The sequence below is a fragment of the Mycolicibacterium duvalii genome (genome assembly GCF_010726645.1).
Taxonomy (GTDB): Bacteria; Actinomycetota; Actinomycetes; order Mycobacteriales; family Mycobacteriaceae; genus Mycobacterium; species Mycobacterium duvalii.
This window is the reverse complement of sequence record NZ_AP022563.1, coordinates 5,568,508-5,592,451: the sequence shown is the minus strand read 5'-3', so window position 1 is coordinate 5,592,451 and position 23,944 is coordinate 5,568,508. Positions and strand designations below refer to the sequence as shown.

At 70.0% G+C, this 23,944-nt stretch carries 18 protein-coding genes and 1 tRNA gene; 13 read left to right on the top strand and 6 right to left on the bottom strand.

All coding sequences use genetic code 11. From position 1 onward, the window contains the following. Positions 1-21 precede the first annotated feature (21 nt). Positions 22-966: a nucleoside triphosphate pyrophosphohydrolase gene (locus tag G6N31_RS26555; RefSeq protein WP_098002756.1), complete on the bottom strand. Its 945-nt coding sequence runs from the start codon at positions 964-966 to the stop codon at positions 22-24. Further along, positions 963-4,613, bottom strand: coding sequence for a transcription-repair coupling factor (mfd, locus tag G6N31_RS26550; protein ID WP_098002755.1), 3,651 nt, complete (start codon positions 4,611-4,613; stop codon positions 963-965). Before mfd ends, G6N31_RS26555 begins: the two co-directional genes overlap by 4 nt. Positions 4,614-4,889: 276 nt before the next feature. Here mfd and G6N31_RS26545 point away from each other — a divergent pair, with 276 nt between their 5' ends. Beyond that, positions 4,890-6,386 carry a PGRS repeat-containing protein gene (locus tag G6N31_RS26545; RefSeq protein WP_163721971.1) on the top strand — a complete coding sequence of 499 codons (1,497 nt, stop codon included), beginning with the start codon at positions 4,890-4,892 and terminating at the stop codon, positions 6,384-6,386. Positions 6,387-6,394: 8 nt separating this feature from the next. Here G6N31_RS26545 and G6N31_RS26540 read toward each other — a convergent pair whose 3' ends face one another. Further along, positions 6,395-6,988, bottom strand: coding sequence for a TetR/AcrR family transcriptional regulator (locus tag G6N31_RS26540; protein WP_098002754.1), 594 nt, complete (start codon positions 6,986-6,988; stop codon positions 6,395-6,397). A 93-nt stretch (positions 6,989-7,081) separates the two neighbouring features. On the opposite strand from G6N31_RS26540, the gene G6N31_RS26535 reads away from it, so the two are divergent. The 11 genes from G6N31_RS26535 to pth all read left to right on the top strand — a co-directional run bounded on the left by G6N31_RS26535 (position 7,082) and on the right by pth (position 16,708). Further along, the gene (locus G6N31_RS26535; RefSeq protein ID WP_098002753.1) at positions 7,082-8,590 is read left to right on the top strand and encodes a PucR family transcriptional regulator; all 1,509 of its coding nucleotides are present in this window, start codon (positions 7,082-7,084) and stop codon (positions 8,588-8,590) included. Between the two features lie 117 nt (positions 8,591-8,707). Continuing rightward, the gene (locus G6N31_RS26530) at positions 8,708-9,994 is read left to right on the top strand and encodes an NAD(P)/FAD-dependent oxidoreductase (protein ID WP_098002752.1); all 1,287 of its coding nucleotides are present in this window, start codon (positions 8,708-8,710) and stop codon (positions 9,992-9,994) included. 104 nt (positions 9,995-10,098) lie between these two features. Further along, complete coding sequence (locus G6N31_RS26525; RefSeq protein WP_098002751.1) at positions 10,099-10,581, top strand: GreA/GreB family elongation factor; 483 nt, start codon at positions 10,099-10,101, stop codon at positions 10,579-10,581. Between the two features lie 53 nt (positions 10,582-10,634). Then, positions 10,635-10,706, top strand: a tRNA-Gln gene (locus tag G6N31_RS26520). A 58-nt stretch (positions 10,707-10,764) separates the two neighbouring features. Then, positions 10,765-12,243 carry a bifunctional UDP-N-acetylglucosamine diphosphorylase/glucosamine-1-phosphate N-acetyltransferase GlmU gene (glmU, locus tag G6N31_RS26515; RefSeq protein ID WP_098002750.1) on the top strand — a complete coding sequence of 493 codons (1,479 nt, stop codon included), beginning with the start codon at positions 10,765-10,767 and terminating at the stop codon, positions 12,241-12,243. 114 nt (positions 12,244-12,357) lie between these two features. After that, entirely contained in the window at positions 12,358-13,338 is a 981-nt protein-coding gene (locus G6N31_RS26510) for a ribose-phosphate diphosphokinase (protein WP_098002749.1), read from the top strand. Between the two features lies 1 nt (position 13,339). Next, complete coding sequence (gene arsC / locus G6N31_RS26505) at positions 13,340-13,690, top strand: arsenate reductase (glutaredoxin) (protein WP_098002748.1); 351 nt, start codon at positions 13,340-13,342, stop codon at positions 13,688-13,690. A gap of 14 nt (positions 13,691-13,704) precedes the next feature. Beyond that, positions 13,705-14,376 carry an LpqN/LpqT family lipoprotein gene (locus tag G6N31_RS26500; protein ID WP_098002747.1) on the top strand — a complete coding sequence of 224 codons (672 nt, stop codon included), beginning with the start codon at positions 13,705-13,707 and terminating at the stop codon, positions 14,374-14,376. A gap of 66 nt (positions 14,377-14,442) precedes the next feature. Next, on the top strand, positions 14,443-15,312 hold the full coding sequence (locus G6N31_RS26495; protein ID WP_098002746.1) for an oxidoreductase: 870 nt from the start codon (positions 14,443-14,445) through the stop codon (positions 15,310-15,312). 142 nt (positions 15,313-15,454) lie between these two features. Next, on the top strand, positions 15,455-16,120 hold the full coding sequence (locus G6N31_RS26490) for a 50S ribosomal protein L25/general stress protein Ctc (RefSeq protein ID WP_098002745.1): 666 nt from the start codon (positions 15,455-15,457) through the stop codon (positions 16,118-16,120). Between the two features lie 9 nt (positions 16,121-16,129). After that, a complete protein-coding gene (gene pth / locus G6N31_RS26485) occupies positions 16,130-16,708 on the top strand; it encodes an aminoacyl-tRNA hydrolase (RefSeq protein WP_098002744.1) in 579 nt (192 codons plus the stop codon). 4 nt (positions 16,709-16,712) lie between these two features. Here pth and G6N31_RS26480 read toward each other — a convergent pair whose 3' ends face one another. Further along, on the bottom strand, positions 16,713-17,564 hold the full coding sequence (locus tag G6N31_RS26480) for an ABC transporter permease (RefSeq protein WP_098002743.1): 852 nt from the start codon (positions 17,562-17,564) through the stop codon (positions 16,713-16,715). After that, positions 17,561-18,523: an efflux ABC transporter ATPase subunit, DrrA-related gene (locus G6N31_RS26475; protein WP_098002742.1), complete on the bottom strand. Its 963-nt coding sequence runs from the start codon at positions 18,521-18,523 to the stop codon at positions 17,561-17,563. Before G6N31_RS26475 ends, G6N31_RS26480 begins: the two co-directional genes overlap by 4 nt. Positions 18,524-18,737: 214 nt before the next feature. Here G6N31_RS26475 and G6N31_RS27700 point away from each other — a divergent pair, with 214 nt between their 5' ends. Continuing rightward, positions 18,738-22,223 (top strand): hypothetical protein, encoded by a 3,486-nt coding sequence (locus G6N31_RS27700; protein ID WP_163722398.1) that lies wholly within the window; start codon positions 18,738-18,740, stop codon positions 22,221-22,223. Positions 22,224-22,272: 49 nt separating this feature from the next. On the opposite strand, the gene G6N31_RS26465 is transcribed toward G6N31_RS27700, so the two are convergent. Further along, on the bottom strand, positions 22,273-23,907 hold the full coding sequence (locus tag G6N31_RS26465; RefSeq protein WP_098002844.1) for a fatty acyl-AMP ligase: 1,635 nt from the start codon (positions 23,905-23,907) through the stop codon (positions 22,273-22,275). Positions 23,908-23,944: the final 37 nt, after the last annotated feature.

Here is a 23,944-nt window from a genome sequence, read left to right as displayed (position 1 = left end):
GCTGCAAGAACTACCGTGAGGTCACTCTCGCGGAGTCTCCGGCCAGTGTGCGCGCCACTCGTCGGCGTCGATCCCGGTCACGGCCGTGTCGTCGAGTTCCTCGGCCACCTCGTCGCCCCGGCGGGTTGCGGCCACCGCCCTCTCCGCCGTGCGCACATCGGTCATGAACTCCAAAACCGCAGTGCGCAAAGCGGTCTCGGCATCGACGTCGGCCGATATCGGCACCGAGGTCAGTGCAGCCGGTATCAGGTCGTCGGGCACGCCCGCGGTCTCGGCACGGGCCAGCACCTTCTGCGCCAGCGCCAACGCGGGTTGCCCGGTGGGGATGTCGTCCATACAGGAGGCGCGGGCCTTCTTCTCCAGCGCTTTGCGCTGTTCCCACTGGGCCAGCTGATCTTCCAGTGTGACCGTCTCCCCGGCCAGCACCGCGGGCACCCGGTTGCCCAGCTTGCGCACCAGCGCGTCGGCGACATCGTCGATGCCGAAAGCGTTCTCGGAGGCATCCTCGGCGATACGGGCATGGAAGAGCACCTGCAGCAGCACATCGCCGAGCTCGTCGCGCAGCTCGGCGAGGTCACCGCCGTGCACGGCGTCGAACAGCTCGTAGGTCTCCTCGAGCAGGTAACGTCGCAGCGAATCGTGGGTCTGCTGGCTCTCCCACGGTCCTGCGGTGCGCAGCCGGTCCATCAGCGCGACCGCGTCGACGAGCCGCTCCCCGGGTTGGGCGGCGGGCGCGGAGACCACCCGCTCGCCCGCGGCGATGCGCGCCGCCACCGACGGATGCTCGGGATCGGACGACAGCAGCGTCGCCGCAGCCTCCCCGTCGTAGGCGGGTCGCGCCGACGGCAGCGACCACGGCACCTTGATCGGCAACTCCTCGGTGTACTGCACGTCACCGGCCAGCAGCTCGATCGCCTCGATCGGGATCAGCGACGGGCGCCGCGGGTCCAGCAGGACGACCGTCATGCGCCACCTCCGAACTTCGTTATATCAACTTCGCCGTCGGCTTTCCCGTCGATCGCCAGCAACAGGCCGGCGACGAACGCCACCAACTCCAGGTCACGGATCCGGGGCGCCCCGACGCCGCTGCCAGCGCGCGGGATGGGAACCTGCACCGTCGACGTGGTGGCCCGGTAGGCGCTGCCGGCATAGAGCCTCTTGAGCCGCAGCTGCGCCGAATCAGCAAGTGTCAGAGGAGAAATACGCACGGTCGACGCCGACGAGGTGCCGACCTCGGTGACGCCGGCGGCGCGGGCCAGCAGCCGCAGCCGGGCCACCGCGACCAGCCGCAGCGCCGGCTCGGGCAGCGGACCGTACCGGTCGACCAGTTCCTCGACCACGGAGTCGATGGCTGGGTCGTCGGGTGCGGCGGCCAGCCGGCGGTAGGCCTCCAGCCGCAGCCGGTCGCTGCCGATGTAGTCCGGCGGCAGATGCGCGTCGACGGGCAGGTCGATACGCACGTCCTTGGGCTCTTCGGCGGTGGCGACGGTCTTCCCGTCCGCGGCCGCCCGATAGGCCTCGACAGCCTCGCCCACCAGGCGGACGTAGAGATCGAAGCCGACGCCGGCGACGTGGCCGGACTGCTCGGCGCCCAACACGTTTCCGGCGCCACGGATTTCGAGGTCCTTCATCGCCACCGCCATGCCGGCGCCCAGCTCGTTGTTCTGGGCGATGGTGGCCAACCGGTCGTAGGCGGTCTCGGTCAGCGGCACCTCCGGCGGATACAGGAAGTACGCGTACCCGCGTTCGCGCGAGCGCCCCACCCGGCCGCGCAGCTGGTGCAGCTGGGAGAGCCCGAAGGTGTCGGCCCGCTCGACGATCAGGGTGTTGGCGTTGGAGATGTCCAGGCCCGTCTCGACGATGGTGGTGCACACCAGGATGTCGTACTCGCGGTTCCAGAAGCCCTCGACGGTCTTCTCGAGTTGCTCCTCGGGCATCTGGCCGTGCGCGACCACCACCCGCGCCTCGGGAACGAGCTCGCGCACCTTGGCCGCGGCCGAGTCGATGGTGCGCACCCGGTTGTGGATGTAGAACGCCTGCCCGTCGCGCAGCATCTCGCGGCGCAGGGCCGCGGCGACCTGCTTGTTGTCGTGCGGACCGACGTAGGTCAGCACCGGGTAGCGCTCCTCGGGCGGGGTCAGGATCGTCGACATCTCCCGGATGCCGGCCAGGCTCATCTCCAACGTGCGCGGAATCGGGGTGGCGCTCATGGTCAGCACGTCGACGTGGGTGCGCATCGACTTGATGTGTTCCTTGTGCTCGACGCCGAAACGCTGCTCCTCGTCGACGATCACCAGCCCGAGGTCTTTCCACATCACCCCGGTCTGCAGCAGGCGGTGGGTGCCGATGACGATGTCGACGGTGCCGTCGCGCATGCCCTCCAGGGTGGCGCGCGAGTCCGCGGGATCGGTGAAGCGCGACAACCCCTTGACCGTCAGGGGGAATCCCGCCATCCGCGCGGTGAAGGTCTGCAGATGCTGGTCGGCCAGCAGCGTGGTCGGGACCAGCACCGCGACCTGCTTGCCGTCCTGCACGGCCTTGAAGGCCGCGCGCACCGCGATCTCGGTCTTGCCGTAGCCGACGTCTCCGCAGATGACCCGGTCCATCGGGACCGGTTTCTCCATGTCGGTCTTGACCTCTTCGATGGCGGTGAGCTGGTCCATCGTCTCGGTGAACCCGAAGGCGTCTTCCATCTCCCGCTGCCACGGGGTGTCCGGCGCGAATGCGTGGCCGGCCGAGGCCTGGCGTTTGGCGTACAGCGCGACGAGTTCGGCGGCGATCTCGCGGACCGCCCGGCGCGCTTTGGTTTTGGTGTTGGCCCAGTCGCTGCCGCCCAGCCGGCTCAGGGTCGGCGACTCCCCGCCGACGTAGCGCGAGAGCTGATCCAGCGAGTCCATCGGCACGTAGAGCTTGTCGGTGCCGCCCCCACGCTTCGCCGACGCGTACTCCAGCACCAGGTACTCGCGCCGAGCCCCGCCAACCACCCGCTCGGTCATCTCGACGAACTTGCCGATGCCGTGCTGGTCGTGCACCACCAGGTCCCCGGCGGTCAGCGCCAGCGGGTCGACGACGTTGCGGCGCTTGGCCGCCAGCTTCTTCCCCTCGGTGGCCGCGACGCGGTTGCCGGTCAGGTCGGCCTCGGTGATGATCACCAGGTTCGCACCCGGCAGCACCACGCCGTCGTGCAGCGGACCCTTCAGGACCCCGACCACACCTTCACTCGGCGCTGCGCCGGGCTCGAGAACCGTTGCCGCAATGTCGGATTCGCCGAGCTGCTCGACGACGCGCTGGGCGGTTCCGCTACCGGGGGTGACGATCGCGCCATAGCCGCCGGTGGCCACATGCGCGCGCAGCATCGCGAAGATCTCGTCGAGGTTGTGTTGCTGGCCCCGCGCCGACGGGGCAGGCCGGATGTCGAGTGTTACCGAATCGCCCGAACCGCTGTCGAGCTGGCTCAGCGTCCACCACGGGTGTCCGCCGGCACGGGCCGCGTCGCGCGCGTCGGCGAACCCGACGAAGCCCGACGCGCCCAGCGCTTCCAGGTCGATGGGCGCGTCCCCGCCGACCGCCGCGACCGACCAGGACGCCTCGAGAAACTCCTGACCGGTCTTGATCAGGTCGCCCGCGCGCGACCGGACCTTCTCCGGGTCGCACACCAGCACCGGGGCGCCGGCGGGCAGGTGGCTGGGCAGGGTCACCAATTCGGTGGGTCGCAGCAGGGGCAGCAGCGCCTCCATCCCGTCGACCGGAATGCCTTCGGCGAGCTTGGCCAGCATGTCGGGGACACTGCCCGGCACGTTGTTCTCCTGCACGGGGTGCTCGGCGCTCAGTACGGCGGCGCGCTCACGCACGTCAGCGGTGAGCAACAGCTCCCGGCACGGCACCGCGATCACGCTGGTGATGTCGATCTCGGGGATCGAACGCTGGTCGGCCACCGAGAACATCCGCATCTCCGAGACCTCGTCGCCCCAGAACTCGACCCGCACCGGATGCTCGGCCGTCGGCGGGAACACATCGAGAATGCCTCCGCGGACCGCGAATTCGCCGCGTTTGCCGACCATGTCGACGCGCGTGTAGGCCAGCTCGACCAGCCGTTCGACGACGGCATCGAAATCGTGCTCGGCACCGACGCTCAGGGTCACCGGCTCCAGCCCGGCCAGGTCGGGTGCCATCGGCTGCAGCAGCGAGCGCGCCGTGGTCACCACGATGCGCAGCGGCGGTCCCAGCCGTTCGTCGTCGGGGTGGGCCAGCCGGCGCAGCAGCATCATCCGGGCGCCGACGGTGTCGACGCCCGGTGAGAGCCGCTCGTGCGGCAGCGTCTCCCACGACGGGAACATCGCCACGGTGTCGCCGGACACGCCGCGCAGCTCGGCGGTCAGATCGTCGGCCTCGCGGCCGGTCGCGGTGACAACCAGCAACGGTGGGTTGTCCGTGGTCGCCGCCGCCAGTGCGGACGCCGCGAGGACCCGGGCGCTGGCCGGGCCGACGAGGGCGAGATCGGCGGGCCTGTCGGCGGCACGGCGGGTGACCTCCTGCAGGCAGGGGTCACGCAGTGCCAACTCGACGAGACCCGCGATCGGGGTGTGGGCATGGAGGAGGCCCGATGCGGTCATGATGGGTTCATTCTAGGCGCCCACCCGAACCCGGTTCCGGGCCCGCTGCGCAACGTTGCCGGCAAATTCCCGCTGAACTAATTGACAGCGAAACCAATTTGCTTATGCTTCTCAAGACGCGTTCGGAAAGCAGCGCTTTACCGCAGCTGTCGCCGTTACAGATCCGCGGTCGTCTCTAAAATCTTTGTTACCGCTCACGTCTGAGCAAAGCATTCAGTCCTGTCTGGATGCGCAACCGGCACCGACGCGGCAGCGGCGGCACAACGAGAGGGTCGCATGGCGCGTATGTCTGTCGGTCGGGTCGCGGTCGTCGCGGCCGCTGCGAGTATCGGACTCACTGCGCCCGCGGCGGTGCACGCGGCACCCACTCCGCCTACCCCGGGCCACCTGTCGATCTCGATGGGAGGCGAAGTCAAACACCAGGAAGGCACCGCGATCGCCGTCTCGGTCGGCGCGGGGGCGGACGATTGGTCGTCCCAGAGCTCGGCGATCGCCAGGGGTGTGAACGCCAGGGCGGAAGTGCGCGACGATCGGTCGGTCGCGGAAGCCACCGGTGACGGGGCCGCCGCCGTGGTGACCGGAACGCAGGGCTGGGCCGTGGTGACGGGAGCCGGTAGCCGGGCCACCGTCGCCGGTACGGACAACCGCGCCAGGGTCAACGGAGACGGCGTCGCCGTCGGGATCAACGACGGGGCCCAGAACCGCGTCGACGCCGAGGGCTCCAATTTCGCGTTGGGAGTCCTGGGCTCGGGCAACATCGTCGACTTCACGAATGTGCACGGCGGCGATTACAGCGTGATGGGCTTGGGCACGATCTCCTGCCGCAACGGCGCTGTCGTGTGCTCCCCCACACCCGGCACCGGGGCGGTGGGACGTCGGACACTGGGGGTGGCCATCCTGACAACGCCCCGGGGGCCACTGTTCGGACTGTTCGGCAACGGCGTCGACGCCGCGGCGGACTGCACCGGCGAGGCGTGCAACGGCGGTCGGGGTGGATTGTTGTGGGGCAACGGTGGCGCCGGGGCCAATGGCGGTCAGGGCGGCGTTGCCGGACTGTTCGGCAACGGCGGCGCGGGTGGTGACGCGACCGCCACCACCGCTGCAGGCCAGGGCGGCCGCGGCGGACTGCTGATCGGCACCGGCGGCAATGGCGGCGCCGCCAACGCGGTCTTCACCACCGCGGGCGACGGCGGCGATGCCGGCCTGCTGGGCCGCGGCGGGGACGGCGGCTCGTCTTCGGCCACGTTCGGAGCCGGCGGCAACGGAGGTCAGGGCGGCCTGCTGGCCGGAAACGGCGGCCGGGGTGGCGACGCCACCGGTGACTCCGGCACCGGGGGCGACGGTGGCGACGCCGTGACCGTGGGCACCGGTGGGCGTGGCGGCAACGGCGGATCCGCTGAGGCCGGCTCGGGTTACGGCGGCGACGGCGGTCGGGGCGGGTCGCTCGCGGGCCACGGTGGCCGCGGCGGAGACGCCACCGGCACCAACACCGCGGTCGCCGGCTGGGGCGGCGACGCGACAGGCACCGGCAACGGCGGAAACGGCGGCGCCGCGGTCGCCACCGACCCGGACTACGGCGTCGCCGTCGGCGGTGACGGCGGAGACGCCGGGCGCTACGGCGACGGGGGCGACGGCGGCACCGGCACCGGCACCTACGCCGGCATCGGCGGAGACGGCGGCGACGGCGGTTCGCGCGCCGGCGACGGCGGGAAGGCCGGCGGTGGCCGCGGCTCCGAGGCGGGCGACGCCGGCAACAGCGCCGACGGCGACTGAACGAGCGGCTACTCCTCGTGCAGTACCGGGTCGGACTCCAGATGGGTCAGGCCGTTCCAACACAAGTTGACCAGGTGCGCGGCCACCACTTCCTTCTTCGGTTCGCGCACGTCGAGCCACCATTGCGCGGCCATCGACACCGAGCCGACCAGGGCCTGGGCGTACAGCGGCGCCAGGTCGGGGTCGAGCCCGCGCCGGGAGAAGTCTCCGGCCAGGATCGACGCCACCTGGCTGACGGCGTCGTTGAGCAGCGTCGAGTACGTGCCCTGGGTGATGCTCGCCGGTGAATCACGGATCAGGATCCGGAAGCCGTCGGTGTGTTCTTCGACGTAGGTCAGCAGCGCCAGCGCCACCCGCTCGACCCGCACCCGCGACCGGTTGTTGGTCAGCGACGACGTGATGCCGTCGAGCAGCGCCGACATCTCGCGGTCGACCACCACCGCGTAGAGGCCTTCCTTACCGCCGAAGTGCTCGTAGACCACCGGCTTGCTGACGTTGGCGCGCAGCGCGATCTCCTCGACCGAGGTGCCGTCGAAGCCGCGCTCGGCGAACAGCGACTTGGCGATCTCGATGAGTTGCTGGCGCCGCTCGGTACCCGTCATCCGGGCCCGCGGGGCGCGCAACTCCTTCTCCGACCCAGCCACGGGTCTCAGAGTAGAGGGTGCCGGGCGCCGACACGGGTAGCGTCTAGCACCGTGATCACGCTGGACCGGCTGATCAACGTCCTCGGCGGCTACGGTGCCCGCCTGCGCGTCACGTCGGTGGACAGGTCCACCGAACTGCGCAGTGTGGTGCTGCCCGAGGTCGTCGACGGCCGAACCGTCTCGGGCGACGTGTTGCTGGCGGTGGGCGCTCCGTCGGCCGAGGAGGCGTTGCGATGGGCCCGCGCGGCGCGCGCGGCGGTGGTGATCGTCCGCCAAACCGGCGCCGCGATCCCGGCCGAACCCAGCGACATCGCCGTCGTCGCCATCGACTCGGCGATGCCGTGGAGCGACTTCGCCGCCATCGTCTACGGGCTGGTCATGGAGGGCCGCGAGACGGAGTCGGGCCGCGGACCGACCGACCTGTTCGCGCTGGCCGACAGCCTGGCCGGTGCGGTGGATGGTCCGGTGGTGATCGAGGACCGGTTGGCGCAGGTGCTGGCCTACTCGCGCGGCCAGGAGGTCACCGACGCGGCGCGGGTGGCCACCATCCTGGCGCGGCAGGCGCCCCCGGACCTGCGCGCGGTGTTCGACGCCCATGGCGTGTTCGCGCATCTAGCTGCATCCGACGAGCCGGTGTTCGTGCCCGGCGTCGACGCGGCCGGGATGACCGGCCGCATGGTCGTCGCCGCCCGGGCCGGGCGCGAGCTGCTCGGCTCGGTCTGGGTCGCCTGCTCGGAGCCGCTGACCGGGTCGGCCTGGCGAGCCCTGACCGAAGGCGCGCACACGGTGGCCCTGCACCTGCTGCGCTCGCGCGCCAGCGCCGACCTCGAGCGGCAGGTGGAATCGGAGCTGGTGATCCGGCTGTTGGAAAGCCCGGCCGACGCCGCCACCGTCGCGAGCCGGCTGGGTCTCCCGCCGGCCGACCTGCGGGTGATCGCGTTGCGCGCCGAACAGCGCGGGCACGGCCATGCCGCGCTGCTGCAGGTGTTCGAGCGCGCGACCGCAGGTTTCGGCTGGTCGCGGCCGTCCCGCAGCGCGCTGGCCGGCACCACGGTCTACACCGTGCTGGCGGCCCCGGAGGCCGCCGTCGCCCGCGGGTGGGTCAGCAGTCTGGTCACGACGCTGGACGAGCAGGTCGTCGTGCGCGCCGGTATCAGCGCGCCGGCCCCGGCGACCGGCCTGGCCGGCGCCCGGACCGAGGCCGACGAGTGTCTGGCCCTGCAGGAGAGCACCGATTCGGTCGTGTTCCCTGCCTATGACGAATCCTGGGACGACGTGCTGCTGCAACGGCTGCGCACTGCGGCCCGGTCCGGGCGGGCCCCGGCGCGCGGCGCGGTCGCCGACCTGCGGGACCACGACCGTCGCCACGGCACCGCATACGTGCGCACGCTGCGCGCCTGGTTGCAGGAGCACGGCGACCCCGTGCGCACCGCCGCTGCGCTGGGGGTGCACGAGAACACCGTGCGCTACCGGATGCGGCGGATGGCCGGGCTCACCGACTTGCACCTGGACGACTCGCACAAGCGGTTCGCGATGATGATCGAGTTGGCCGTCGACTGACATTTGTCCTGTCGCCACATTGCCCCGCCCCGGTTTTGTCGGCGCGCGACAATCCGCGCGCGATGTTCCCTCCGGACGATGGAGACATCGGTGCAGGCGCACGGGGAGGAAACAGCGATGGCGGCCAGATCAGGGATGGACGACGGTCCCCGGTCTGTGGTCGTCGTCGGCGCCGGCATCGTCGGGCTCTCCGCCGCATGGTTCCTGCAGGAGCGCGGCGTGGAGGTCACCGTGGTGGACCGGAACGGCGTCGCCGCCGGCGCTTCCTGGGGCAATGCCGGCTGGATCGCGCCGGCGCTGACCGCGCCGCTGAACTCTCCGGCGGTGCTGCGGGCCGGGCTGCGGTCGCTGGCCGATCCCGACGCGGCGCTGCACATCCCGCTGCGCCCGGACAGCGCGGTGCTGCGCTTCTTGACCCGATTCGCCGCGAATTGCCGGCCATCGGTGTGGCAGCACGCCGTCGCGGCCAACGCCGTCCTCAACGAGGAGGCGATCGAGACCTACGACGTCCTGGTGTCCAACGGCGTGGACGCTCCGGTGACCGACACCCCGATCTCGGTGGCGTTCGCAAACCTGCGCAACGCCGACGGCTTCGCCACCGAGCTCAGACATCTTGGCCCCCGCGGCGATGAGCTGCATACCGAGCTGCTGACCGGCACCGCACTGCGCGACCAGGTCCCCCTGGCGTCGCCGGCGGTCGCCACCGTCGTCAGCGTGTCCGGGCAGCGCTTCGTCGACCCGGGCCGGTTCACCCACGCACTGGGACGGGCCGTCGCCGAGCGCGGCGGCCACCTCGCCACCGCCGAGGTCACCGGCTGGTCCCGCACCGGCGGTGAGGTGCGGGTGCACCGGCGCGTCGGCGCACCGCTATGTGCCGACGCGGTGGTCCTGGCCGCGGGCGCGTGGCTGCCGGCGCTGACCGGCCGCCGGGCCCGGGTCCGAGTGCAGGCAGGCCGCGGCTACTCGTTCACCGTGCCCGTCGAGCGGGCACTACCGGGTCCGATCTATCTGCCCGAGGCGCGGGTCGCGTGCACCCCGTACCGCGGCGGGCTGCGGGTGGCCGGAACGATGGAGTTCCGCCGCCCGGACGACCCGTTGGCGCCCCGCCGCGTCGACGCCATCGTCGCGTCGGCGGCGCCGCTGCTCGACGGAGTGCGCTGGAACCAGCGGCACGACCTGTGGGTCGGCTCGCGACCCGTCAGCGATGACGGCAAGCCGCTGATCGGCGTCTTGGAGCCGGGTGTCTTCGTTGCCGGCGGCCACGGCATGTGGGGCCTCGCGCACGGACCCGCCACCGGTCGGCTGCTGGCCGAGCAGATCACCACCGGCAAACAACCCGAGGTGCTGCGGCCGTTCGACCCGCTGCGCCCGGGACCGCGATTCGCCGGCCCGGACGACACCTGACATTCCTGCCCCCGGCATCGCTGGGGCTCCCCCGGTCGTCAGGGGCGGCGCGAACACCCGCCCGCCCCTGACGGCAACCACTCCCACCCCGGAAGGACAACCCCGTGTACGACACCGACCGCATCTGGATGACCCCGCAGGCCCGGCAGGGCCTCGAGACGGAACTGGCCGGCCTGCTGGCCCTGCCGAACCCGGCGGACGCCGACGACACCGAGCGCACCGACCAGGTCGTCGACGCGTGGCTGGCACGCAAGGAACGCATCCGCGAGATCCACGAGTTGCTGAGCAGGGCCGACGGTTCAGAGCTTCCGCCCGACGACGGCATCGTCGAACCGGGCATGGTGGTGACCGTCCGCTACGACGACACCGGTGACTCGGAGGCATTTCTGCTCGGCACCCGCGGCACCTCCGACACCGAACTCGACACCTACACGGTCAATTCCCCGCTGGGCAGTGCCCTGCTGGGCGCCACAGCCGGCGAGCAGCGCAGCTACCAGCTGCCCAACGGCACCATCCAGCAGGTGACAGTGCTGGCGGCCAAGCCATTCGGCGCCCACGCACTCGACAACGCGGCGGCGACCGGCTGACCCGTCCGTCGGCTAAAGTGCACGCGTACGGGACGTCCGATCCGTCTCGGTGATCCGTCGTGGTGTAATCGGCAGCACCTCTGATTTTGGTTCAGATAGTTCAGGTTCGAGTCCTGGCGACGGAGCACATCATCGCGAGCGTGCGCCTGCGCTGACGTGCGTGTTCGCGGGGGAAGGACGAATATGCCTCAGGCCGCGGTTCTGATTCTGGCCGCAGGTGCGGGCACCCGGATGAAGTCGGACACCCCCAAGGTGCTGCACACCCTGGGCGGGCGCAGCATGCTGGCCCACGCGCTGCATTCGGTGGCCGAGCTCGATCCGCGCCACGTGGTGATCGTGGTCGGTAAGGACCGGGAGAAGGTCACGCCCGCGGCGCGGCAGCTGGCCGAGCAGCTGGGTCGGGACATCGAAATCGCCGTGCAGGAACAGCAACTCGGCACCGGTCACGCCGCCGAATGCGGCCTGGGCGCACTGCCGCCGGACTTCACCGGCACGGTGGTGGTCACCTCCGGCGATGTCCCGTTGCTCGACGCCGCCACACTGGCCGGGTTGATCGCCACCCACGACGCCAACGGCGCCGCGGTGACCGTGCTGACCACCACTCCGGACGACCCGACGGGTTACGGCCGCATTCTCCGCACCACCGAGGGCGCGGTGACCGGCATCGTCGAGCAGGCCGACGCCACCCCGGAGCAACAGGCCATCACCGAGGTCAACGCCGGCGTGTACGCGTTCGACGCCGCCGCGCTGCGCTCGGCGCTGAGCCGGCTGCAGTCCGACAACGCCCAGCACGAGCTGTACCTGACCGACGCGCTGGCGATCGCCCGTGCCGACGGGCGCGTCGTGCAGGCCGAGCACGTCGCCGACACCGTGCTGGTGGCCGGTGTCAACGACCGCGTACAGCTCGCCCAGCTCGGGGCCGAGTTGAACCGGCGGATCGTCGCGCGGCACCAGCGCGCCGGCGTCACGGTCGTCGACCCCGCGACCACCTGGATCGACGTCGACGTCACCATCGGCCGAGACACCACCGTGCGTCCCGGCACGCAGCTGCTGGGCCGGACCGCGGTCGGGGGCCGGTGTGAGATCGGTCCGGACTGCACGTTGACCGACGTCACCGTCGGCGACGGCGCCGAGGTGGTCCGCACCCACGGCAGCTCGGCGGTGATCGGCGAGGACGCCGTCGTCGGCCCGTTCACCTATCTGCGCCCCGGGACCGTGCTGGGCAGCGCCGGCAAGCTCGGTGCGTTCGTGGAGACCAAGAACGCGTCGATCGGCACCGGCACCAAGGTGCCGCACCTGACTTATGTCGGCGACGCCGACATCGGGGAGCACAGCAACATCGGCGCATCCAGCGTCTTCGTCAACTACGACGGAGAAACCAAGAGCCGCACCACGATCGGATCGCACGTACGCACCGGCTCGGACACCATGTTCGTGGCCCCGGTGACTGTCGGCGACGGCGCCTACACCGGCGCCGGAACGGTGGTGCGCGACGACGTCCCGCCGGGGGCCCTGGCGGTTTCGGCCGCGTCGCAGCGCAACATCGAGGGTTGGGTGGCGCGCAAGCGCCCCGGCAGCGCGGCTGCTGCAGCGGCCCAACGAGCCGCCGCAGCCGACCAGGCGGACGTCACCGAAGAACCCCCCGAAGCTACCCGCGAGTAGCGATTTGCGACCCTTTGTTGGCATTCTGGTAACCCGCCACCGTAGGTGCGTCACCGCTACGTACGATGGCCGGAGTATCGATCCGCCATCGATCTGAGAAGCCGAGGGCAGCCCGTGAGCCACGACTGGACCGACAACCGCAAGAACCTGATGCTCTTCTCGGGTCGGGCGCACCCCGAACTGGCTGATCAGGTCGCCAAGGAGCTCGACGTCCCGGTCACCGCCCAGACCGCGCGGGTCTTCGCCAACGGCGAGATCTTCGTCCGGTTCGACGAGTCGGTGCGCGGCTGCGACGCGTTCGTGCTGCAGAGCCATCCCGCGCCGTTGAACGAATGGATCATGGAGCAGCTGCTCATGATCGATGCGCTCAAGCGCGGCAGCGCCAAACGCATCACCGCGATCCTGCCGTTCTACCCGTATGCCCGGCAGGACAAGAAGCACCGCGGCCGCGAACCCATCTCGGCGCGGCTGATCGCCGACCTGTTCAAGACCGCCGGTGCCGACCGCATCGTGACCGTGGACCTGCACACCGACCAGATCCAGGGCTTCTTCGACGGGCCGGTCGACCACATGCGGGCCCAGAAGCTGCTCACCGGCTACATCGCCGAGAACTACCCGGGTCATGACATGGTCGTGGTCTCCCCCGACTCCGGGCGGGTGCGCGTCGCCGAGAAATGGGCCGACTCACTGGGCGGCGTGCCGCTGGCCTTCATCCACAAGACCCGTGATCCGCTGGTTCCCAATCAGGTGGTGTCCAACCGCGTCGTCGGTGACGTCCGCGGCAAGACGTGCGTGCTGACCGACGACATGATCGACACCGGCGGCACCATCGCCGGCGCAGTGCGCCTGCTCAAGGAGGACGGCGCCGGGGATGTGATCATCGCCGCGACGCACGGCGTGCTGTCTGATCCGGCGCGCGAACGCCTCGCCGGCTCCGGTGCGTGCGAGGTGATCGTCACCAACACGCTGCCCATCAGCGAGGAGAAGCGCTTCAAGCAGCTGACCGTGCTGTCGATCGCACCGCTGCTGGCCAACACGATCCGCGCGGTGTTCGACAACGGCTCGGTGACAAGCCTTTTCGACGGGTCGGCCTGACATGGGCGCTCAATCCGCCGTCATCTACCACAACCCGAAGTGCTCGACCTCGCGCAAGACGCTGGAACTGTTGCGCGACAACGACATCGAACCCGAGGTGGTGCTGTACCTGAAGACGCCGCCGTCGCGCGCCGAACTGGCGAAGATGATTCGCGATGCCGGAATCGATGTGCGTACCGCGGTGCGAAAGAGGGAATCGCTCTACGCCGAACTCGGGCTCGCCGACGCCTCGGACGACGAACTGCTCGACGCTCTCGCCGAGCACCCCATCCTGATCGAGCGGCCGTTCGTGGTGACCGACAAGGGCACCCGTCTGGCCCGTCCCGTCGACTCGGTACGCGAAATTCTGTGACACCACGTCCCCGGATGGTTGTGGCCGCAGCCGCGGCGCTGCTGTCCACGGCCGCCTGCGCTCCGGAATCCCCGGACTATCAGGCGATCTGGTCGACCACGACCAGCACCACCGCCGCTGCGGCGCCGGATCCCGGGGCCGATTCCGACGAGGAGCGCCTGTCCATCGCGGCGTGGCTCGAACGCGAAGGAGTGGCCGGCCAACAGGTGGCTCCGGAGAAGCTGACCGACCTCACGGTCTCGATGCCGGTGCCCGAAGGGTGGCAGCCCTACCAGAACCCGAATCTCAGTCCGGGCACCCGGGTGATCGCCAAGGGCACCACCTACCCCATGGCGATGCTGATGGTCTTCGAGCTCGACGGCCAGTTCGACGTCGCGGAGGCGCTCGAACACGCCAACGTCGACGCCGAGATCTCGGAGAACTTCACCGAGCTCAACGCCTCACGCACGGACTTCAACGGTTTCCCGTCGTCGATGATCGAGGGCAGCTACGACCTCAACGGCGCCCGGATGCACAGTTACAACCGCATCGTCATCGCCACCGGAGCAGCGCCGCAGCGGCAGCGCTACCTGGTGCAGTTCACGGTGACCGGCTTCGCCGACAAGGCCGCCGAGGAAGCGCCCGACATCGAAGAGATCATCAGCGGCTTCACCGTCGAAGTCCCCTCCGGCGCGCCGGCGGGCTGATTACCCGCGCGTCCCTGCAGAAACTCCGGGACCGCAATTCCGGCGAAGCGAACTAGGGTGTGCCCTATGAGCGAGTGGACCGCAGCCGACCTCCCCTCCTTCGCCGGTCGATCCGTCATCGTCACCGGAGCCAACAGCGGGCTGGGACTGGTCACCGCGCGTGAGCTGGCCCGGGCGGGCGCGACAACCATCCTGGCGGTGCGCAACCTGGACAAGGGCCGGGCCGCGGCCGAAACCATGACCGGTGACGTGCAGGTACGCAAGCTCGACCTGCAGGATCTGGCGTCGGTGCACGACTTCGCCGACGGCGTGGATCAGGTCGACGTGCTGGTCAACAACGCCGGCATCATGGCCGTGCCGTACGCGCGCACCGTCGACGGATTCGAAAGCCAGATCGGGACCAACCACCTGGGTCACTTCGCCCTGACCAACCTGCTGCTGCCGAAGGTCCGGGACCGCGTGGTCACGGTGTCGTCGCTGATGCACCTGATCGGCTACGTCAGCCTGACCGATCTGAACTGGAAGTCGCGGCCCTATCTGGCCTGGCCCGCCTACGGGCAGTCGAAGCTGGCGAACCTGCTGTTCACCAGCGAGTTGCAGCGCAAGTTGACCGCCGCCGGGTCGTCGGTGCGGGCGGTGGCCGCCCACCCCGGCTATTCGGCGACCAACCTGCAGGGACAGAGCGGCAACAAATTCGGGACCCGTGTTGCCGCGCTCGGCAACCGGTTCATGGCCACCGATGCCGACTTCGGCGCGCGACAGACGCTCTACGCCGTAGCCGTCGACGTGCCCGGTGACAGCTTCATCGGCCCCCAGTTCATGTCCCGGGGTGCCACCGGCCCGCGGTGGCGCAGCCCGCTGGCTCGCGACCGGGCCAAAGCCGCCGGACTGTGGACGTTGTCGGAGGACCTCACGGGTGTGCGATTTCCGCTCTGAGGTCTCGCTGCGCTAATCTGGCGAGCGCGTCACGGCGAGGGTGGCCCTGTGAGCCGCCGTTATCGACGGGAACCAGCAATTCTTTTGGTGAGCAACCCTGGCCGTGCCCGAGAACCCGACCTTCGGCACAGGAGCAACGACCATGGCACAGACGCCCCCCAACAATCTGACCGCGACGGTCCGCGAGAACACCGGTAAAGGTGCGTCGCGCCGCGCCCGCCGCGAGGGCCGCGTTCCCGTGGTGCTCTATGGACACGGCACCGAGCCGCGCCACCTCGAACTCAACGCGCACGACTACGCCGCGGTGCTGCGCAACGCCGGCACCAATGCGGTGCTGACCCTCGACATCGCCGGTGAGGAGCAGTTGGCGCTGACCAAGGCGCTCGACGTCCACCCGATCCGGCGCAGCATCCAGCACGCGGACCTGTTGGTGGTGCGCCGGGGCGAGAAGGTGACCGTCGACGTCAACGTCGTTGTCGAGGGGGAGGCCGTTCCGGGCACCCTGGTCACTCAGGACGCCAACGCCGTCGAGATCGAGGCCGATGTGCAGTCGATTCCCGAGCATCTGACCGTCTCGGTGGAGAGCGTCGAGGCCGGTACCCAGATCCTGGCGGGCCAGCTGGAGCTGCCGTCCGGGGTGACGCTGGTGACCGACCCCGAGGTGCTCGTGGTCAACGTCGTCGAGGCGCCTTCGGCCGAGGAGCTCGAGTCCGAGGGCGGTGGAGCCACCGTCGAGGAGCAGGCCGCGGAGGCCGACGAGGCCGAGGCTGCGGAAGAGGGCTCCGAAGCCCCCGCCGACTCCGAGTAGGTCGGGTTGGTGGCCGAGCCCATCCTGGTGGTCGGCCTGGGCAACCCCGGTCCGCAGTACGCCACCACCCGGCACAACCTCGGCTTCCTGGTCGCCGACATCCTGGCCGATCGCATCGGCTCGGGGTTCAAGGTGCACAAGAAGTCGGGGGCCGAGGTGGTCACCGGACGCCTCGGCGGGAAGTCGGTGGTGCTGGCCAAGCCGCGCACCTACATGAACGAGTCGGGGCGCCACGTCGGGCCGTTGGCGAAGTTCTACTCCGTGGCACCGGCCGACGTGATCGTGCTGCACGACGAACTCGACATCGACTTCGGTCGCATCCGGTTGAAGTTCGGCGGCGGCGTCGCCGGGCACAACGGGTTGCGCTCGGTCGGGGCAGCGTTGGGCACCAATGATTTCCAGCGCGTGCGCATCGGCGTGGGCCGACCGCCGGGCCGGCAGTCCGGTGCGTCGTTCGTGCTGGAGAACTTCAACTCCCGCGAACGTCCCGACGTCGGCACGATCTGCGAGCAGGCCGCCGACGCGACCGAACTGCTGATCGCCCAGGGACTCGAAGCCGCACAGAACATCGTGCACGCCTGGGGTTGACGTCTCAGTCCGAGGTGCGGCGTTTGTAGGCGTAGAGCGCGAACGGCGCGAAGATCGCGGTCAGCGCGATCGACCACAGCACGGTCGACAGCACCGGATGATGCAGCGGAAGTTGGGCACCTGCCGGCGCCGGTCCCCCGTTGCCCCACAGTTCACGCATCGCCTGCGCGAGCGAGGAGACCGGGTTCCACTCGGCGATGACGCGCAGCCAGTGCGGCATCGGTTCGGTCGGCACGAAGGTGTTGGCCAGGAACGTGATCGGGAACAGCACAGTGAACATGACCCCGTTGACCGCCTCGACCGTGCGCATCAGCGACCCGATCAGGATGCCGAACCAGATCATCCCGAACCCGAAGAGCAGCAACAGCACGAACGCCAGCACGGCCTCGGCCACGCCGTTGCGGATGCGCCACCCGATCGCGAGCCCGGTCAGCGACATCACCACCACCCCCAGTGACGAGTGGATCAGGCTGGCGATGCTGCGGCCGATCAGCACCGCCGAGCGGGAGATCGGCAGCGAGCGGAACCGGTCGATGATGCCCTTCTCGACGTCGGCGGTGATACCGGAGGCGACGACGAACGCCGAGAACACGATGGTCTGCGCCAGGATGCCGGCCAGCAGGTACTCCCGGTAAGACGATCCGCCGGTGTTGATCGACGCACCGAAGACGAACGCGAACAACAACACGAACATGATCGGTTGCGCGGTGACATCGCTGAGCATCTCGGGCATCCGCTTGGTGTGGATCATGTTCCGCTTGACCATGATCCAGGACTGCTGGGCGATGTTGGTCGGGTGCGTCGGCACCGGATCGGGCCGGACCGACGCGCGGGCCTTGGTATCGAGTGCGGTCACGCGCTCACTTCTTCGCTGTCGTCGGTTCGATGCCCCGTCAACGACAGGAACACATCGTCGAGGCTCGGACGCGACAGCCCGATGTCGTCGACCGCGATTCCGTCGTCACGCAACCAGCCCGCCACCGTGATCATGTCGTCGATGCCGTCGGCGGACGCGGTGAGCCGGCGCGCTCCGGCGTCGACGAACACCTCGACGCCGGTGCGGGACAACAGCATGCGTGCCGCTTCCAGATCGGCGCCGGCCGACAGCGTGACCACCAGGCTGGCCCGGCCGGCCTGCTGTTTGAGCTCCAGCGGAGACCCTTGCGCGATGATACGACCGCGGTCGATCACCACGATGTTGTCGGCCAATTGGTCGGCCTCCTCCAGGTATTGCGTCGTCAGCAGCAGCGTGGTCCCCTGGGCCACCAACCCGCGCAGCACGTCCCACAACTCGGTGCGGCTGCGCGGATCCAGTCCCGTGGTCGGTTCGTCGAGGAACAGCACCGGCGGCGAGGCCAGCAGGCTGACCGCCAGGTCCAGTCGCCGCCGCATCCCGCCGGAGTAGGACTTGACCACCCGGTCGCCGGCCTCGGTGAGCGAGAACTGGTGCAGCAGTTGGTCACCGAGTGTGTTCAGATGTTTCCTGCGGATGCCGTAGAGCCCCCCGATCATCCGGATGTTCTCGCGCCCGGTGAGCATCTCGTCGACGGTGGCCACCTGACCGGTCAGGCCCATGTGCCGGCGGACCTCGTCGGGTTGGGTGCGGATGTCGTATCCGGCGACCCGGGCGGTCCCGCTGGTCGGCTCGGTCAGCGTCGTCATCATCCGCACCGTGGTGGTCTTGCCCGCACCGTTGGGTCCGAGCAGCCCCAGCACGGTCCCGGGCGGCACCACGAAACTGACCCGATCGACCGCGGGCACCCCGTCGTAGTGCTTGACCAGTTCCACGGCTTCGATGGCCGGCGCAGCAGGCATGGTTCGACGGTATCCGGTTACGCCAGAAGGTGCCCCCCAGGCCGCCGTCCCCACGGCCACGGGCTAACGACGCTTACCAGCAGCTCCCCCGGTTGCCACACGAACATGCCCCTTGGCCAAGCATTCTGCCAGCTCAGAAGTCGCGCTAACGAAATTCATCAATTTGCCAGCAACGTCATCAGGCAATCCTTACCATCGCTGCTAGCCCATTGACGTGGGCGTCAACACGCGCTTCCGCGTCATCGCGGACTCGACCGGGGGGATCTTCTTGATGGCTGCTTGCGCTGCAACGAACCAGGCGGACGGTGCCGAGAACAGCGGAGCCTGCGCCCGCGCGTCGCGCCGGCGATCGGAAGACTTCGCCGTCCGCCGGTGGTTGAAGGTCGGCGCCGCGTCAGCGGGCCTCGGGGCCGCCCTGGTGGGCCTGTCGCTGATGGGCCCGCAGGTCGGTGTCGCCGCTGCCGACGACACCGGTTCCTCCGCGGCGAGCAGCTCCGAGTCCGCCTCTTCCAGCGGGAGAAATGAACGTTCCGAACGTGATTCGGCCACTCGCAGCAAGCGCACCCGTTCATCGGCGGATTCCATCGGCACCGGAGACCGTCGGGCCGCACGCAGCACCGTCGACGTCCTCGACGCCAGGGACGGCGAGGCCTCCGATGAGCTCGTCGACGAGACCACGATCGCGGCCACCGACCTCTCGGACGCCGGCAGCGGGTCGACGTCACCCACCGAAGACCCCGACGACAAAACGGAGCACCGCGTCGCCCCGGCGACCCACACCAGCACCGAACTACGCGTCCTGGCCGACACCGAGGCTCCGGCAGCGGATGCCGCGACATCGCTGCCGGCACCGCTCGCCCCGCTGACCAGTCAGGGCCTGTTCACCTTCTTGTTCGGCAACGGCACCGCCGCCCGGCCCAACGGCGGCATCCTGATCGGCAACGGCTACTCCTGGACCGCCGCCACCTGCCCGGCGGTGACGGCCTGCACGGGCGGCAACGGAGGCCTCTTCGGCAATGGCGGAAGCGGATTCAACGGCGGGAACGGCGGCCGCGCCGGCTTGTTCGGCGACGGCGGCGACGGCGGCAACGGGGTTGCCGGCGTCAACTCCGGCGCCGGCGGACGCGGCGGTGCGGGCGGCCTGATCTACGGCGATGGCGGCGACGGCGGCGACGGCGCCACCACCACAGAAGGGTCCGCGGGTGGCCAAGGCGGATCGGCCGGCACCTTCGGACACGGCGGCGCCGGCGGAAACGGAGGATCATCGACCGGCCAGTTCCGCGGCGGTACCGGTGGCCGGGGCGGCAGCGGCGGCCTGCTCTGGGGCGACGGCGGTAACGGTGGTGGCGGCGGCAGCGCCATCTTCAACGGGCAGACGGGTGGCGTGGGCGGCCGCGGCGGCGACACCGGATTGCTGTCCCTGACAGGCGGAGCCGGATCCGGCGGTGTCGGCGGCGCGGGCAGCTTCGGCGGCCAGGGCGGCGACGGCGGTGACGTGGGCCTCCTGGCGGTTTCCGGAATGGGTGGAGCCGGCGGCGCGGGCGGCAACAGCCCGTTCCACGGCGCCACCGAGAACCACGGCGGCGACGGCGGAACCGGCGGCCGGGGCGGGCTGCTCATCGGCAGCGGCGGTGACGGCGGCGCCGGCGGAGACGGCGGCGGCCACGGAGGCAACGGCGGCGACGTCGGGCTGCTGTCGTTGTTCGGGACCGGCGGCGACGGCGGTGACGGCGGCGTCGGGCAGGAGGGCAGACCGGGCACCAACGGTTCGGAGGATCTTCCCGACGGTGGCACCGGTGCCGCCGGTAGCCGCGGAGGCAGCGGCGGCGACGGCGGCAACGGCAGCCAGATCTTCGGCACCGGCGGCGACGGCGGCCATGGCGGCGCGGGCGGCACGGGCGGAAAGGGGGGCCAGGGCGTTCACCGCAAGAAGGTGGAGGTGGGTCCCGGCCGCGATGGAGGCGACGGCGGGGACGGCGGCAGCGGTGGCCCCGGCGGAGCCGTCGGCGGTGTCGCCGGCAACGGCCGCTTCTTCTTCGTCATCCCGGCCAATGGCACAAACGGAGCCAGCGGACCGGGGGGCGACGGGGGCAAGGGCGGCAACGGCGGTGACGGCGGCTGGTCGGAAGACGGTAGCGACGGCGGCAACGCGGGCAACGGCGGCAACGGGGGTGACGGCGCGCTCGGCGGAGCCGGCTCGGCCGGTGGCGCCGGGGGCGAGGGTGGCGCGGGTGGAGCGGGCGCAGACGCGAACGCCACCCACACCGCCGGCGACGGTGGCAACGGCGGCAACGGCGGCGTCGGCGGTCCGGGTGGCCCCGGTGACGGTGACGATCAGGGCGGCGACGGCGGAGTCGGCGGTGTAGGCGGCGGCGGGGGTAACGGTGGCGACGCCGGCACCGCCGGTAACGGCGGCAACGGCGGCAACGGCGGCGACGGCGGCGACGGGGCGGCCACCGACGGCGGCGGCGGTCTCGGCGGCGCACAAGGTGACGGTGGTGTCGGCGGCAGCGGAGCCGACGACACCAGCGGCGACGACGGCACCTCCGGTGCGCGTGGTGAGGACGGCTCGGCTGCGGCCAGCGCATCATCGCTGGTGAACTTTGAGACGGCGGAGCCGCCGTCGCTTCTGGCTGGAATAGGCCGGGCGCTGGCGTACGTCTTCTTCAACCGCGCGCCGAGCGTCTCACCCGAGTTCGGCGGGCAGTCCGGCGCGAACAAGGCCATCACGATCGATCTGAACGGCCGGAGCAACAACGGTTTTGACCTCACCTACACGATCAAGCAAGACCCGCGATACGGTCGGCTGGTGCCCGGCGCGGAACCCGGCACCTACACCTACATCGCGAATCCGACCCTGACCCGGCCGGGCATCACCGACAGCTTCGTCATCACCGTCGACAACGGGGCGGCAGCCCGCATGCCCGGTCTGGCGGGTCTGCTCCAGACTCTGCTGCACAATTTCGCCGTCAGGTTGGGCTTCGCCGAGCCGGCCACCCGAGATGAGCAGATCACGGTCGAGGTGAAGGGCGACGGGCAGTACGGCAACGCGATCGATGCCAAGAAGTACTGGGTGTCGCAGAGCTACTCGAACTGCGTGCTGCAGGCCAGTGCCGCCGCGGTCGGACAGGCCACGCGCAGCACCCCGCCGACCGAGGAAAGAATGGTCGAACTGGCCAAGACCACCGACAGCGTCGCCACGCCCGGGCGCAAGATGTACCTGCACGAGCGGATCGACGAGGGCGTCGACGAGCAGGATGCGGCGGTGTTGATGGAGAGGTACTTCAACGTCAGCACGACGTACCAGAAGTTTGTCAGCTATGACGAGGACGGCAATCGAATCGGAGCGACACCCGACGACGGTGAACGCGCTCTGCGCGAACTGCAGGCTGCGCTGGCGCGAGGCGAGGCCACAATGGTCGCGTACCCGGTCTCGATCATCTGGACCGCTGTCACCGACTTCGTGCCGGGCCCGGAGGACAGCTACAGCTATGCCGACCACGCTGCGGTGGTCACCCAGGTCGACCTCCGACGCAAGATCGTCTACGTCAACGACAGCTCGATGACCAACGACAACAAGAGCGTGGGCCAGGGCAAGGCGATTCCGATCGGCGTCTTCATGGCCGGGTGGCAGGTAGCTGACTACGAGCTGATCACCGTGAAGGCGAAAAGCCCGGTATCGCCGAGCATCGCCGCCTGACGACCGAGTCCCGGACGGCCCCTCCGGGGGGCCGCCGGGGTTCGGCGGGCTAGGTGACCAGCGACACCGAGGTCGAGCGGCGCAGCTTGCCCGAGGAGGTCTTCGGGATGCTGCCCGGGCCGAGCACCACGACATTGCGCGGCCGCACGTCGACCTCGGCGACCACCTCGTGCGCCACCTGATGCTCGATGCGGCGTACCTCGACCGGGTCCTGCCAGTTGTTGGACTCGACAGCGACGGCGAAGGTCTCCCGCGAATGTCCGGCGTCCAGCCGCACCGCGACGGCGCAGCCCTGCCGCACCCCCTCGACGCGGCCCGCAGCACGCTCGATGTCGGTGGGATAGATGTTGCGGCCGGCCATGATGATGACGTCCTTGACGCGACCGCACACCACCACGTGCCCGGACTCGGTGACGTAACCGAGGTCGCCGGTGTCGTACCAGCCGTGCTCGTCCTGGGCCGGGATGAACCCGCCCATGGTCATGTAGCCGGGCGACACGCACTCACCGCGCAGCTCGATCACGCCGACGCCGCGGGGCGGCATCACGTTGCCGTGGTCGTCGATGACGCGCGCTTCGAGATCCTTGAGCAGCGGGCCCAGGGTGGCCAGCCGCTTGGTGTGTCCCTTGGTGGCGGGTACGGCGCGGCGCAGCGCGGCCAGCAGGTCGGCGTCCACCTCGTCGACCACCAGACCGGCGCCGCACGGCGAGAACGACACGGCCAGGGTCGTCTCGGCCATGCCGTAGGCGGGCAGGATCGCTTCGGGGCGCAACCCGAACGGCTTGCCGGCGTCGATCAGATCGTCGACGTCGGCCGGCTCGACCGGCTCGGCGCCCGACAGCGCGAACCGCAGCGTGGACAGGTCGAACTCGCCCGGCTTGGCCTGGCGGCGCAGCCGCTTGGCGAACAGCGCGTAGGCGAAGTTCGGGGCCGCGGTCATCGTGCCCTTGTACTTGTCGATCAGTCGGGCCCACAGCAGTGTGTCGCGCAGGAAGTCCACCGGCGTGACCTTGACCAGTTCGGCGCCGAAATACATCGGGATGGTCAGGAAGCCGACCATGCCCATGTCGTGGAAGCAGGGCAGCCAGCTGACCATCACGTCTTTGTCGACGTCGTACTCGGCGCCGATGAACATCGCCTCGGCGTTGGACCGGATGTTGCGATGGGTGATCTGCACTGCCTTGGGGGACCCGGTGGACCCCGACGTCAGCTGCATCAGCGCCAGATCGTCCTCGCCGACGTCGATCGGGTCGATCGGCTCGGACGCCAACAGCTGATCGACCGTCAGCACCGTGATGCCCTTTTCCTCCAGCACGGGAATGGCCACGGTGAAAGGCTCTGACACGATGACGGCCTTGGCCTCGATCATGCCGATCACGGTCAGGGTGTCCTCGGCCCACAACGCCAGATCGGTGCGCGGGGTGGGCTGGTGCAGCATCGTCAGACTGGCGCCGCGCATCCACAGACCCTGGGCGGTCGGGGCGATCTCGACCGGGAACCCGGCCAGGACGCCGACGGCGTCGCCCAGCCCCACTCCAGCCGCAGCCAGTCCACCGGCGATGCACCGGGCGCGCTCGTGCACCTCGGCCCAGGTGTGCCGCACCGGGGTGTGCGGCTCCCCTGTCACCATGCCCCGCGAACTGTTCCGGGCACTGGCGTACATCTTCTCGGTGAACCTGCTCACGACGACCTCCTCGTCGACATCTGCCCCGGTGCACATG